Here is a 15,881-nt window from a genome sequence, read left to right as displayed (position 1 = left end):
AAAATCTCACGATATTCGGAGTTGTGATCCAAGTTGAAAAATGATAATTCATCATTATAAATCAATGTATTGTCATCTTACGAAAAAGACTTACAATTCTATTCATTTTCCATAAATGAGGTTTTTCATACAATCATATGCTACGAACCGCACCCTTAGCAGCAGAAGTTGTCATCGCTGCATAAGCTTTGAGAGCCTTTGAGACTTTACGCTCACGCTCCTCAACCGGTTGCCAAGCTGCTTTTCCTTTTGCTTCCATTTTAGCACGACGATGCTTTATCTCAGCGTCATCGACCAACATATGAATGGTACGATTAGGAATATCAATTTCTATGATATCTCCCTCTTCTACCAAAGCAATTTCTCCTCCCTCTGCAGCCTCTGGTGAGATATGACCTATTGAGAGTCCTGAAGTTCCTCCTGAAAAACGTCCATCCGTTATAAGTGCACAGTCCTTGCCTAATCCTTTGGATTTGAGATAACTTGTTGGATAGAGCATTTCTTGCATTCCAGGTCCACCACGGGGACCTTCATAGCGAATTAAAACAATATCGCCTGATTGAATTTTATTATTTAAGATTGCTGAAACTGCTGAATCTTGGCTTTCAAAAATTCTTGCTGAACCTTTAAAAGTTAAAATTGATTGATCAACACCCGCTGTTTTTACAATACAACCATCTCTGGCAATATTCCCATAAAGAACCGCTAATCCTCCATCTTGCGAATAGGCATGTTCTCTATCACGAATCACACCTTTTTCACGATCAAGATCAAGGGTTTCATAGCGACAAAATTGACTAAACGCTGTTTGCGTTGGAATCCCCCCTGGCGCTGCACGATAAAATTCATGAACCGTTGATTCATGTGTCTGTTTTATATCCCAGTGGCAAAGAGCTTCCCTCATCGTTTTTGCATGAACCGTATAAGTAGAGGTATCAATGAGTCCGGCAGCATCCAATTCTCCTAAAAGAGCCATAATTCCACCCGCGCGGTGGACATCTTCCATATGCACATTTGCAACAGAAGGAGCAACCTTACACAAAACAGGAATACGACGTGAAAGCCGATCAATATCCGTCATGGTAAAATCTACTTCACCTTCTTGCGCAGCCGCTAAAAGATGTAAAACAGTATTGGTGGATCCTCCCATAGCAATATCGACAGCCATGGCATTTTCAAAAGCCTTGCGTGAGGCGATCGAACGCGGTAAAACTGTCTCATCTCCTTGTTCATAATAACGTTTGACCAATGTAACAATCTGTCTTCCTGCTTCTTCAAAAAGCATTTGGCGATCTCTATGCGTTGCTAATATTGACCCGTTGCCAGGAAGAGAAAGCCCTAATGCTTCGGTTAAACAATTCATAGAATTAGCCGTAAACATTCCTGAACAAGAACCACATGTTGGACAAGCAGCACGCTCCATTTCCACAATTTCTTCTTCTGAATTATGCTCTGAAGCCGCAGCAACCATTGCATCAACCAAATCAACAGTAAGATTTTGACCTTTCCATTTAATTTTACCTGCTTCCATAGGACCGCCTGAAACAAAGATTGTTGGAATATTCAAGCGTAAAGCAGCCATTAACATACCTGGCGTTATTTTGTCACAATTGGAAATACAGACAAGTGCATCAGCACAATGGGCGTTGACCATATATTCAACAGAATCAGCAATAATTTCACGTGATGGCAAAGAATAGAGCATTCCATCATGCCCCATCGCAATTCCATCATCTACAGCAATAGTATTAAACTCTTTCGCAACACCGCCAGCAATTGCTATCTGTTGTGCTACCAACTGTCCAAGATCTTTTAAATGGACATGTCCTGGTACAAATTGTGTAAAAGAATTGGCAATAGCAATGATAGGTTTGCCGAAATCAGTCTCTTTCATCCCTGTCGCACGCCAAAGACCGCGAGCCCCTGCCATATTGCGTCCATGAGTCGATATTCTTGAACGGTAAGAAGGCATTATTTTTTCCCCTCAAATAATTCCATTTTCTTTGTTTTGCTGCAATCTCCCCTTAAAAACAAGAGGTCGCCTGCGAAAAATAAAAAAAGCCCGTTATTGAGGCAATTAAATCACAAAATTGAAAGCTACAGCTATCGTTGGTTATCCAAAACATTTTCTGCAAAAATGATCGCTAAAGCTTTTGATTTAAGAAATAATATGAGAACAGACTTTCATTTTCCGTGTAAAGATATTTGCGCAAACTACAAAATATCACTCATCTGCTCTTGCGCTTTCATAGCAATAAATTTCCTGAGTATTATAAAGAAAAGGCGTATAGCGAACTCTTGTAAATAGGCACATTATGCAATATGCAATCATTGAAAATGCTATAGATAAAAATGCACCCTTCACAGCAGATAAATTCTTTTTATAAAATATTGATAGCTTATTGAAAAAAACTTTGGTCTTTTTGGTGGAGCTAAGCGGGATCGAACCGCTGACCTCTTGCATGCCATGCAAGCGCTCTCCCAGCTGAGCTATAGCCCCATATAGTCGCCCCTTTAAAAGAAAGGCAAACAACCTGACTGAAATTTTCTAGAACGATAAAAATCGAAGATCAAGAAAAATTTGCATTCAATGAAAAGAATAACTTTACGCTTCTCTTAACTTTCAAGAATCGTCGTCGTTAGAAACACCGCCTCCGAGAATATCGGCAACATCATCATCCTCATCGTCCTCATCATGGGACAAAAAGGCATCATCGTCATCACCAAGATCAACATCACCATCCTCCAAATCAGGAAGATCATCATCTTTAGAATCGTCACCATCCTCTTCAAGAAGCATAAAGGCAGATTTCTCAAGTGCTGTATCAAGCTCTTCAGTATCAACATCTTCTTCACTATTTGCTTCAGCTGCTGCAACCTCAAAATAAGAACGTGGATAAGAAATCCCTGTATAAGGCGATACAATAGGGTCGCGATTAAGATCATAAAACTTCTTTCCCGTTTCTGGATCAACACGCTTAGTTCCAAGATCCTGTTTTGCCATAAACCGTGCCTCTTTTACTTAACTATCATTCCATTAAAAAATAAATTTCATGGTGCTTAATCAAAAAATAATGTCTTTGTCAAAAGATAAATACATCATTCTCCATAGATTTCCTCATGACGCCTCTCAAAGCATGTGCTAAGGAGGGGATTAATTTCGTAAAATTTAGATAAAATTAAATAGAATTTCTATGCAAAAAGCAATACCTATAACCGCTTACAAATCTACCCGTCTTTCTGGAAAAATTAAAATACCAGGAGATAAATCAATTTCTCACCGATCTCTTATATTGGGAGGACTCGCAACTGGTGAAACACATATTCACGGACTACTTGAGAGTGATGACGTTTTAAAGACAGCGGCTGCTATGCAAGCTTTGGGCGCCTGTATGAAAAAGAAAAATGATTGCTGGATTATACGAGGGACTGGAAATGGTTGCCTTTTAGCGCCACAAAACCCTCTCAATTTTGGTAATGCTGGAACAGGTGTTCGCCTCGTTATGGGAATGGTTGGCCCTTATCATATGAAAACAACCTTTATCGGTGATGCCTCTCTTTCCAAACGTCCTATGGGACGTATTCTCGATCCATTACGATCAATGGGTGTTGACGTTACAGCAACTCGTGGTGACCTTCTTCCTTTAACGCTTCATGGTCCCAAAATGGCTAACCCAATTTGCTATCGTATTCCCATGGCTTCTGCCCAAGTTAAATCTGCAATCCTGCTTGCTGGTCTCAATACAGCTGGTACCACAACCGTTATTGAACCAATTCCAACACGAGATCATACGGAAAAGATGTTAAAAGCATTTGGTGCTGCACTTGAAATAGAAACAGATATAGAAGGCACACGTTTTATTCACCTCAATGGCCAACCACATCTTACCGGACAAATTCTTGATATCCCAGGAGACCCCTCTTCCGCGGCTTTTCCACTGATCGCTGGCCTTCTTGTAGAGGACTCTGATATCACCATTGAAAATGTTCTTATAAACCCTTCTCGAATAGGACTTATCGAAACATTATGGGAAATGGGTGCTCAAATTGAACTTTTGAACCAACGCCAAACAGGTGGAGAGGATGTTGCCGATCTGCGTGTTCAATCCTCAACGCTAAAAGGCGTTGTTGTGCCCAAAAAACGAGCCCCATCAATGATTGATGAATATCCCGCTTTAGCGGTAGCAGCAGCCTTTGCTGAAGGCAAAACGATGATGCTCGGAATTGAGGAATTACGCGTTAAAGAATCAGATCGACTCTCTGCAATCGCAAAAGGACTCAAAATAAATCATGTAGAATGTGAAGAAGGGGAAGACTTTCTCATTGTTCATGGAAAAGGCTCCGGAAAAGGATTGGGTGGTGGAAACGTTACCACATATCTTGATCATCGAATTGCTATGTGCTTTCTGGTTTTTGGACTCGCGTCAGAAAAGCCTGTTACCATTGATGATCAAAGAATGATCGCTACTAGTTTTCCAGAATTTATTTCTTTCATAAAACAACTTGGGGGGACAATCGCTTGAAACCTTTTGTGATCGCAATTGATGGTCCAGCAGCTTCAGGAAAAGGAACATTAGCACGCAAAATTGCTACGCATTATCATCTTCACCATCTCGATACCGGGCTTACTTATCGTGGTGTTGCCTACGCACTTTTACAACAAAAATTGCCTTTCAATGATGAAAAAAGTGCTCTTGCTTGTGCCAAAGAGCTTGATTTTAACACTTTAAATCCAGTCCTTCTTTCTTCTCATGAACTTGGTGAGGCTGCCTCAAAAATAGCACTTAACCCCGCTGTACGTGAAATCCTTGTCGAAAAACAACGTGGTTTTGCTAAAATTTTACCTGGTAGTGTACTTGATGGACGTGATATTGGTACTGTTGTTTGCCCCGATGCCGATATTAAGTTTTATGTTTTAGCCAATGTTCAAACACGTGCAAAACGCCGCTATCAGGAGATGGTAGAAAAAAGAGACCAGGCAGATTATCACAAAATCCTTGGCGATCTTGAACAGCGCGATAGACGTGACATAACCCGCAAACAAAGCCCACTGCGACCAGCAAAAAACGCCCACTTGCTTGATACGTCAGAATTGAGTATAGAAGCAACATTTGCAATTGCATGCACTTTTATTGATCCTATCATAAAAGAGCGTATAATTGGATGAAGTTGTAAAGGTGATTTCCGGCCGAGCGCTAATTTTTTTCTGTATTCAAGGAAAAAGGCAGGAACTTGCCCCATGTTAACACTAACCTAGCGCTTATACCTTTAAATTCAAGGTATGTATCAGGAGTTCTTATGTCACAATACAATCCCACAACAGCGGATTTTGAAGCCCTTCTTATGGAATCCTTTCAAACCAATGATCTTAATGAAGGATCCGTTGTTAAAGGTCGCATTATTGCAATCGAGAAAGACATGGCCATTATTGATGCTGGACTTAAAGTCGAAGGACGTATTCCACTCAAAGAATTTGGAGCTAAAGGAAAAGACGGTTCCTTACAAGTTGGCGATGAAGTTGAAGTTTACATTGAACGCATTGAAAATGCGATGGGTGAAGCTGTTCTATCGCGTGAAAAAGCAAGGCGTGAAGAAAGCTGGATTCGTTTGGAAGAAAAATTTAATGCTGGTGTACGCGTTGATGGGGTTATCTTTAGCCAAGTAAAAGGCGGCTTTACGGTCGATCTCGATGGTGCCGTTGCTTTTTTACCCCGTAGCCAAGTTGATATTCGCCCCATCCGTGATGTTTCACCTCTTATGCACAATTCACAATCCTTTGAAATTTTAAAAATGGATCGTCGTCGTGGTAATATTGTCGTTTCACGCCGCACTGTCTTAGAAGAAAGCCGTGCTGAACAACGTTCAGAAATTGTACAAAATCTTGAAGAAAACCAAATTGTTGAAGGTGTGGTTAAAAATATTACTGATTACGGTGCCTTCGTTGATCTTGGTGGAATTGATGGGCTCTTACACGTCACAGATATGGCTTGGCGACGCGTTAATCATCCATCAGAAGTTCTCACCATTGGGCAAACAATTAAAGTCCAGATTATTCGCATAAATCAAGATACACACCGTATCTCTCTTGGCATGAAGCAGCTTGAAAGTGATCCTTGGGAAAGCATCAGTGCCAGATATCCTGTGGGTAAAAAAATCACCGGTGCTGTTACCAACATTACTGATTATGGTGGTTTCGTTGAAATAGAGCCAGGAATCGAAGGATTGATCCATGTCTCTGAAATGAGTTGGACAAAGAAAAATGTTCATCCTGGAAAAATTCTGTCTACATCACAAGAAGTAGAAGTGGTTGTACTTGAAATTGATCCTTCTAAACGGCGTATTTCTCTTGGCTTAAAGCAGACATTTGAAAATCCATGGGTTGCTTTTGCTAACAAATTTCCTGTCAATTCACAAATCGAAGGAGAGGTTAAAAATAAGACAGAATTTGGTCTCTTCATTGGTCTTGAAGGTGATGTTGATGGCATGGTTCATCTCTCTGATCTTGACTGGAATCGCCCTGGTGAACAAGTCATTGATACTTACAATAAAGGTGATATCGTTAAAGCTGTGGTCCTTGATGTTGATGTTGAAAAAGAACGTATCTCTCTTGGAATTAAGCAACTTTCTAGTGATAAAGTTGGAGAAGCAGCAGCAGCAGGTGAACTTCGCAAAGGGGCTGTTGTAACATGTGAAGTGATCGCCGTTAATGACAATGATATTGATGTCAAATTAATTGACCATAACCTTGAAACAACCATTCGCCGTGCTGATCTCGCTCGTGATCGTGATGAACAGCGTCCTGAACGTTTTTCTATTGGTCAAAGAGTTGATGCCCGCATCACCGCATTTGATAAGAAAACACGTAAACTTTCAGTGTCTATCAAAGCTTTAGAAATAGCAGAAGAAAAAGAAGCCGTTGCACAGTACGGTTCTACAGACTCAGGCGCTTCTCTTGGTGATATTCTCGGTGCTGCTTTGAAAAAACAAGAACAAGATTAATGTTCCATTGTTAAAAGAAATTATCTATAAAGTAGGGTCGCTTGTTTTTCTAGCGGCCTTTTTTATTTGTTTTAAAAAATTGTTTACTTTTCAGTTATCTCGTTAAAAATTATAAATATTCTTAAAAAAACAGAAAGTTTATTTTTTTTCTATGAACTACTTATTATTAAGATAAAATGCTTACAGCCTATTAAATACAAAGAGATAACATAATTGAATATTAATAATATGGCATTCACAATATCTTTCCTAAAGTATTTCTTTTCTCAGCCAACAAAAAACTATCACTTGACTCAGACCAATGCTCCTCTTCGTTCAACTCATAAATCGCAGGATGAACTTTATAAATTAGGCTATGACATAGCCTCTAAAAAAGAAATCCTCCTTCCTGAATATAAAGGAGAAAATAATTTTCACAAAAGGTTGGATGAAAATGCTAAACTTATTCTCCGTGTCTTTAACACCTGTTATATTGCTGCTCGAAACGATGAAACCATGGCGCCATCTGCTCAATGGCTGCTTGATAATCATTATACTATTGACAAAACAATACAACAACTCCGTCGTAACTTATCTAAGTCCTTCATTAAACAACTTCCTCTTTATAAACAAAAGGAAGACATACCACGTATCTTTGCTTTAGCTTGGCTTTATATTGCCCATACGGACAGCATATTTTCACAAAAAACACTCACGACTATGATCAATGGATTTCAAGAAGTTTGTGCTCTCAAAATTGGTGAATTATGGGCTCTTCCTTCTGTTATACAGATGTTGCTCATTGAAAATGTCCGTCGTCTTGCACTGCGTATTGAACAAACACGCACTATGCGCCAGCTTGCCCATAAAGTTGCTGATAAAATTTCCCTCACTGATAATGAAACAAAATTACATACTCTTTTTACTCGTTATGCACCATTTACTGTTTATCCAAACTTTTCAGCCCATTTATTCTATCGTCTGCGTAGTGCATCTGTCGATTCAACAACCGCATTAAATTGGCTTGAACAGCAATTACAAAACCAAGGCAGTAGCCTAGAAATCGCCACAACTGATGAACATATGCGCCAAGCAGCAGATGGTGTCACCATGGGCAATATTATCCGTTCCCTTAAAGCACTTGGTGATGTTGATTGGACAGTATGGTTTGAAACTGTTAGTTCTGTAGACTCTATTTTGCATGAAAATAGTGATTTTTCCGAAATTGATGCTCATTCACGCAATATTTATCGACAAGTGATCGAAAAAATTGCTCGCTTTTCACCCCTTAGTGAATGGGAAGTTGCACGAAAAGCGATAGAAATAGCACGTTCTCCTTCTGAAAATACACTTCTGCACTCCTCTGTTGGGTGGTACCTTATCGGTGATGGGCAGCATAGTTTTGAAAAAGCATGTGGCTATACTCCACCTTTGCTTATAAAATGGGCACGGTTTTTCTGCTCTTCAAAGATACGCATTATTACTATTCCTGTCTCTTTTCTCACGCTTATCCTTTTGCTTACAATCTACGCTCTCTTACAGACATCTGAAACACTCTGGATATCTCTTCTTTTCACTGCATTAGCGCTGTTTCCTGCTATGGATGCTGCTTTTGCTTTTTTCAACACTGTTGTTTCATGGATTATTCCCTCAAAACAACTCATTGGTTATGAATATAAAAAGGGGATTCCGGAACATGCACGCACAATGGTTGTTGTGCCTACTTTAATCACCTCACGTGATTATATTGATGAGCAAGTGCGCAATCTTGAAGTGCATTACCTTTCCAATCCCAAAGGCGCCATCCATTTTGCACTTCTCACAGATTGGGTAGATTCTCCCTTAGAACAAACGCAAGATGATCTTGAATTGCTGTATTATGCACAAAAGAGTATCGATAAACTTAATTGTCGTTATCATCGTGATGATATCCCTCTTTTTTTCCTTTTACACCGTCGACGCCTTTATAATACCAGCGAAAAATGCTGGATGGGATGGGAGCGAAAGCGTGGTAAACTTCACGAACTCAATCTGTTATTAAGAGGTGATAAAAACACTAGCTTTTATCCCCCTAACCCACATCTTCCCATGGATTGCCGTTTTGTTATGACGCTGGACGCAGATACACGCCTAACCCCTGAATGTGTCACAAAACTTGTTGGAAAACTGAACCATCCGCTCAACCGTCATACTTTTGATCCGCTCCATGAAAAGATTATAAAAGGCTATAGCATTTTACAACCCCGTATTACGCCTTCTCTTACCACAGGAAAAGAAACATCAATTTTGCAACGGGTTTTTTCTACCAATCGCGGTATTGATCCTTATGTCTTTGCTGTTTCTGATACCTATCAAGACCTTTTGGGAGAAGGAACTTTTATTGGCAAAGGTCTTTATAATCTTGATGCATTTCAGCAAGCACTTGATGGCAAAATTAAAGAAAATACTGTTCTTAGTCATGACCTTTTAGAAGGAGAATATGCACGTACCGCACTGGTGAGTGATGTGGAAATCATTGAGGATTATCCAATAGCTTATAATATGGATATTGCACGTTATCACCGTTGGATTCGTGGAGATTGGCAACTCTTGCCTTATCTCTTTTTCCCTCGTCAAATTAGCTCTACGACACGTTGGAAAATGCAAGATAATCTGCGCCGTTCCCTCACACCACTGATGTGGCTCATTGCTGCCTTTGCTGGATGGTCTCTTTTGCCATTAAAGAGTGCAATTATTTGGCAAACATTCTTGCTCTTTAGTCTCTTCATTGCACCAATTTTAAGTATCTTACAAACGCTTTTTCCATCCAATATTGATGATTCTTTACGTGGGTATTTTCAATTAATCTTCAATAAAACGACCCTGACAGGCGCAAATATATTTCTTAAAATGACATTTCTTGCTCATGCAGCTTATTTTATGACTGATGCAATTATCCGCACACTTTATCGCATAACGATTTCAAAACAGCACTTGCTTGAATGGAAAACCTCTGCTGCAACAAAATCTATTCCCAATAGTCTGAACTTCTATATCTTTACAATGTGGTCAGCAACACTTATGGGGCTTCTTGCTATAGCACTTCCTTTCTTTTCCCATAATTTTGCAAGCTTTATTGCCTTACCGTTTGGTCTGTCATGGTTTTTTTCACCCTTAATTGCATGGATTGTGAGTCAACCTTCAACATTTCAAGATACTCTTCATAGTTCTTTTGAAGATAAAAAAACGCTACGCTCTATTGCACGACGGACATGGCTTTACTATGCAACCTTTGTCAATGCGCAAAGCAATTATTTGCCCCCCGATAATTTTCAAGAAGATCCTGAACCTCTGATTGCACAACGCACATCTCCTACCAATATTGGGCTTTATCTTCTTTCTGTTATTGCTGCGCGTGACTTTGGCTGGATTAGTTGTAAAGAAACCATTACCCGCATTGAAAGTACATTAAGCTCTCTTGCAAAAATGGAAAAATTTCGTGGGCATCTTTATAACTGGTATGAAACGGATACTCTCAAACCTCTTTTACCCACTTATGTATCAACTGTTGATTCAGGAAATCTTGCTGGCCATTTACTGACCCTTGCTTCAGCCTTAAGAAAATGGGCTGAAAAACCTTATATTTTTATTCAAAGTGATCTGGACGGCTTGCGAGATGTTCATGCTCTTTTGGAAGAAACTGTCAAAGAAATTCCGGATAATCAACCTATTTTACATTCCTTACGTCAAAAAATCGAAAAGCACATCACCAATTTTGATCATTGTATGAGTACTGTCGTAGAAACACCAAACACCATCATTTCTCAGCTTACCAAGCTATCACTTATCGCTCGTGATCTTATCCACTTAATAGATGAACTTCATCAAAAAGTTCAAACGACAAAATCCTCTCAAACACTTTCTTGGGCAAAATGTCTTTTAGAAACCTGTGAAGCTCACCACCATGACGCTACTAGCGGCTATAACAGAGACAAATTATCGCAAAAATTAACTAGTTTGGCTGTAGAAGCTCGGCAAATTGCCTTCGATATGAAATTTGACTTTTTAGAACAAGCTGAACGGCATCTTTTGTCTATTGGGTATCGTGTTCAAGAAAATAAACTCGATGAAAATTGTTATGATTTACTCGCCTCAGAAGCGCGCCTTGCAAGTCTTTTTGCTATCGCAAAAGGCGATATAAAAGTGAAGCATTGGTTTCATCTTGGTCGACTCCTCGTCCCCATTGGTTGGAAAGGTGCATTGTTATCATGGTCTGGCTCCATGTTCGAATATCTCATGCCATCCCTTATTATGCACGAACCTTTGGGATCTCTCCTCGATCAAACCAATCGACTGATCATTCATCATCAAATACAATATGCCTATAAACGTGGAGTACCTTGGGGCATTTCAGAAGCTGCATTTAACGCTCGTGATCAGTTAATGAATTACCAATATGCTCATTTTGGTGTTCCAAGCCTCGGTCTCCAACGTGGTCTCTCACGCAATACCGTTATTGCTCCCTATGCTAGTCTTTTAGCAGCACAATATGTCCCTGACCAAACCGTGACCAATTTAAAACATCTCCGTAATCTTGGAGCTTTAGGAACATATGGTTATTACGATTCTCTTGATTTTACCCCTTCACGCGTGAAAACAGGCGAAAAATACGCTGTGGTACGTAATTATTATGCGCATCATCATGGCATGTCTATTCTTGCTATCGACAATGTTATTTTTCAAGGGCGGATGCGTGATCGCTTTCACCGTGACCCAATTGTTGAAGCAATCCAATTTTTATTACAGGAAAGAGCACCACATCAAATTCCCATCATTCATAGCAAAGTTATTCATCGCATGCGTAATAATTATCAAGAATTCAACGATGCTCCTTTGCGTATTATCAAGAACCCGCTGCTTAAACCACGTGAAACTTTGCTCTTGTCCAATGGTTCCTATTCTACAATGTTGACAGCCAACGGTTCTGGTTACAGCCGTTGGCATGATTATGCGATTACGCGCTTTATTCCCGATGCAACAGAAGATCAACAAGGGATTTTGTTCTTTCTCCGTGATATAGAGAATGGTCGTTGGTGGTCTGTAACTGGTGAGCCAACACGTGTTGTCGGAGAAGAAGCAGTCTGCATTTTTACAGATGAAAAAGCTGAATATATAAAAATGGTTGATGGTATCAAATCAACACTTGAATGTCTTATTACATCTGAAGGGTGCGGTGAAGGTAGACGTCTTCAACTTATTAATACAACAAACAAAGAGCGTATCATTGAAGTGACCTCTTATGGTGAACTTGCTCTCGCAACAATAGATGTAGACCAAGCTCATCCTGCTTTTTCGCGATTGTTTATAGAAACAGAAATTGCTAAGGGAAGAAGAACAATTTTTGCTAAAAGGCGCAAACGCTCTCCCAATGACCCTGAAATCCACATTGCCCATTTTGTTACTGGTGATAATATCCAAGAAACAGAAGCTGAAACGGACCGCTTACTGTTTATTGGTCGAGGACGATCTATTCATCGACCTGCTGCATTTGACAACAATACGCATTTTCGCAACAGTCAAGGTTGTGTGCTTGATCCCATTATCTCACTGCGATGCCGTGTAAAAATTCCAGCACACGAAAAAATTGAACTCATTTTTTGGACTTTTGCTGCTCATGCAAAAGAAACACTGCACAATTATATTAAACATTATCAGCAACCCAATATATTCCAGCAAGAATTTTCAATGGCATGGACACGCTCACAAGTCTCGCTCTATCAAAGTGGTATCGATCTGAAAGAAGCTATTACCTATCAAAAATATGCAACACCACTTATCTATCTCGATCGAACATGGCGTCTTTCTCCAAAAAACTTAGCAAAAAATCTTGGTAAACAATCTGATCTTTGGCCAATGTCACTTTCAGGAGACATTCCGCTCTGTCTTCTCAGATTAGATAATGAGGGAGATATCACTGTTCTACGTGAACTTCTTAAAGCACATGAATATTGGCGTATGCGTGGACTTATTGTTGATCTTGTCATTCTTAATGAACAGGCATTTTCCTACATACAAAATACACAACATGCTATTGAATGGGTATGCGAATCCTATCGCCATCACATTCATGATACAGATGAACGCCAACATATTTTCACACTTCGGCGTGATCAAATGAATGAACAGAGTTTTAAAACCCTTCTTGCCTCAGCACGCGTCATTCTTGATGCGCAAAATGGATCTTTGTCTGAACAACTTAAACACCTTGACAATAATGACTTTGATCTCACCATCCATAAGAGCCATCAAGAATCCTATTATCAATTAAACGACCCAAAACATAATCAAGAACGACAAAGTATAATATCAACGGAGCAAAGCCTTTTTGCTTCTCTTGGTCTTATCGGTCAACAAAAAACTTCACCTCTCCCCATTGAGGGAAATGATCTAAAATATTGGAATGGTTATGGTGGATTTAATCATCATAATCATTATGTAATACGTCTTCATGGGCATACCACCACACCACAACCATGGATTAACATCATTGCTCATAAAAACTTTGGCTTCCATGTCTCTGCTGAAGGAGCACTCTTTACTTGGGCAAATAATAGCCGTGATTATCAACTAACCCCTTGGAGTAATGATCCCATTTCTAACCGTCCAGGAGAAGCACTTTATCTTGTAGACCGCCTTTCTTTAAAACGGTTCTCACCCGTTTCTGCCGTTGAATGTGATGAAAATGTTGTCTATGAGGCTTGCCACGGTTTTGGATTTTCAACCTTTAAATCTACACATACAGAGATCGCCTTAGAGCTCACCCATATACTCTATCCAGAAAAACCTGTACGTCTTTCACGGCTTACCCTTAAAAATAGTGGGAAAAAAACACGCAGTTTACGCCTTTATAATTATGTTGAATGGGTTTTGGGTAATGTCCGTACAAAATATGCACCTTTCATACTCCCCTGTTATGATCCTATACGTGGTGCACATTTTATCCAAAATCCCTACCACATCGACAAATCTCAACAAGTGGCATTTTTGTCTGCTTCCCAAATACCAACAAGTACGACTACTGATCGCACTGAATTTATCGGTCTAACGGGAACAGTGACACATCCTCACGCGATCCGTAACGCAGATGCTCTTTCAAATACAGTTGAAGCAGGCTGTGATCCTTGTTCAGCATTTTCCTATGATATTGATCTTCACCCAGGGCAAACAAAAGAAATCATTTTCTATCTTGGCAGTGCTGAAAATAGGCAAGAAGCGGAAAATTTACTAGACAACGTGCGTGCAAGAGATTTTGAAATTCTGCTCACACAACAAAAACAGCAATGGGATGATTTTGTTTCCCCATTCCAAGTTAAAACACCTGACCCCTCTTTTGATCTTATGGTCAATCATTGGCTTCCTTATCAAATTTACGCTTGCCGTATGATGGCACGCGCTGCCTTTTATCAAGCAAGTGGTGCATTTGGCTTTCGCGACCAGTTACAAGACAGCTTGTCCTTATTATTATTGAATCCAAAACTGGCGCGTGAACAATTGTTAAACGCCGCAGCACATCAATTTCTCGAAGGCGATGTACAACATTGGTGGTTGCCTGATACAAATGCCGGTGTTCGCACGCGTATTTCTGATGATATTGTGTGGCTTGCTTATGGCACAGCGCTTTATGTCAACACCACTGGTGATAGCATATTTCTTGATACCCCTATTGCTTTTATTGAAGGAGATACTCTCAACAATGAACAACAAGACGCTTATTTTAAGCCCATACAATCCTTAAAGGTCGCCACAATTTATGAACATTGTGCTTTGGCTTTAGATCTTGCTATCAAACGCTGTGGACCACATGGACTTCCTCTTATTTTAGGCGGAGATTGGAATGATGGCATGAATTTGGTAGGTATTAAAGGAAAAGGTGAAAGCACGTGGTTGGGATGGTTTCTTGGTACCACACTACAAACATTTATCCCCCTTGCCAAAAAACAGAGTGACAACACCCGTGTTGCAAAATGGAGTGCATATCTTGAACGTTTAACAAAATCCTTAGAAGAAAACGGTTGGGATGGTGCTTGGTATCGACGTGGTTATTTTGATGATGGCACACCTCTTGGCTCTCAAATAAATGATGAATGTAAAATTGATACCATTGCTCAATCTTGGGCTGTTATTTCGCAAATGGCATCGCTTGAGCGACAAAAACAAGCAATGGCATCAATGCTTGAACAGCTGTATGATGAAAAAAGCGGTCTTATACGTCTTTTCTGGCCACCTTTTGATAAAACAACTCTCGAACCCGGCTATATTAAAGGTTATCCTCCAGGTATTCGAGAAAATGGTGGTCAATATACGCATGGTGCTATTTGGAGTATTTTGGCGCTTGCGCAAATGGGTGAAAGCGATAAAGCTTATGCTTTATTTTCTGCGATTAACCCGATTACTCATGGACAAAATCCTGAAATTTATCGTGTTGAACCTTATGTCATGGCCGCAGATATTTACGCCATTGAACCATATCGTGGGCAAGGTGGTTGGACATGGTATACAGGTTCGGCAGGCTGGTTCTACCGGGCCGCAACACAAGCCATTCTTGGAATTAATCGTCAAGATGATCAATTATTCTTAGATCCACATTTACCTTCTTCATGGTCTGAATATGAAGCAAAAATGAAATTTCATGAGGCTGTTTATACCATTACCGTAAAATGGGGAGTTGAAAATATGCTTCATGTTGATGGGAAAAAATATGCTCATATTCAAGCAGGGATAAAGTTGGAAAAAACCGGACGACATGAGATCATACGCATTCTTAAACGTTAAAAACAGAAAAGATAAAAGTTTTTTTATTCTTGCCCCAAACCTTAGAGTTGTTATAGTTTCTCTCATTCCTATATGTATTTTATTGGCCTATA

6 protein-coding genes and 1 tRNA gene are annotated in these 15,881 nt (G+C 39.8%); 4 read left to right on the top strand and 3 right to left on the bottom strand.

Annotation, left to right across the window (positions count from 1 at the left end; all coding sequences use genetic code 11):
* Positions 1–133: 133 nt before the first annotated feature.
* From ilvD to PVV69_RS02965, 3 genes are all read right to left on the bottom strand, one after another.
* A complete protein-coding gene (gene ilvD / locus PVV69_RS02975) occupies positions 134–1,972 on the bottom strand; it encodes a dihydroxy-acid dehydratase (protein ID WP_273720218.1) in 1,839 nt (612 codons plus the stop codon).
* 452 nt (positions 1,973–2,424) lie between these two features.
* Positions 2,425–2,500: transfer RNA gene (locus tag PVV69_RS02970), tRNA-Ala, on the bottom strand.
* A gap of 123 nt (positions 2,501–2,623) precedes the next feature.
* Positions 2,624–3,004, bottom strand: coding sequence for a TIGR02300 family protein (locus tag PVV69_RS02965; protein ID WP_273720221.1), 381 nt, complete (start codon positions 3,002–3,004; stop codon positions 2,624–2,626).
* Between the two features lie 190 nt (positions 3,005–3,194).
* Here PVV69_RS02965 and aroA point away from each other — a divergent pair, with 190 nt between their 5' ends.
* The 4 genes from aroA (at position 3,195) to PVV69_RS02945 (ending at position 15,789) form a co-directional block, all read left to right on the top strand.
* Entirely contained in the window at positions 3,195–4,523 is a 1,329-nt protein-coding gene (aroA, locus tag PVV69_RS02960) for a 3-phosphoshikimate 1-carboxyvinyltransferase (RefSeq protein WP_273756381.1), read from the top strand.
* Positions 4,520–5,167, top strand: coding sequence for a (d)CMP kinase (cmk, locus tag PVV69_RS02955; RefSeq protein WP_273756380.1), 648 nt, complete (start codon positions 4,520–4,522; stop codon positions 5,165–5,167). The genes aroA and cmk overlap by 4 nt, the downstream gene beginning before the upstream one ends.
* Before the next feature lie 131 nt (positions 5,168–5,298).
* Entirely contained in the window at positions 5,299–6,999 is a 1,701-nt protein-coding gene (rpsA, locus tag PVV69_RS02950) for a 30S ribosomal protein S1 (RefSeq protein ID WP_273720226.1), read from the top strand.
* A 228-nt stretch (positions 7,000–7,227) separates the two neighbouring features.
* Entirely contained in the window at positions 7,228–15,789 is an 8,562-nt protein-coding gene (locus PVV69_RS02945; RefSeq protein WP_273756416.1) for a GH36-type glycosyl hydrolase domain-containing protein, read from the top strand.
* Positions 15,790–15,881 lie beyond the last annotated feature (92 nt).

This window comes from Bartonella sp. MM73XJBT (assembly GCF_028618465.1).
In the GTDB taxonomy this organism is placed as follows: Bacteria; Pseudomonadota; Alphaproteobacteria; order Rhizobiales; family Rhizobiaceae; genus Bartonella.
Note: the sequence above shows the minus strand (reverse complement) of the source record. Positions and strands in the feature narration are given on the sequence as shown.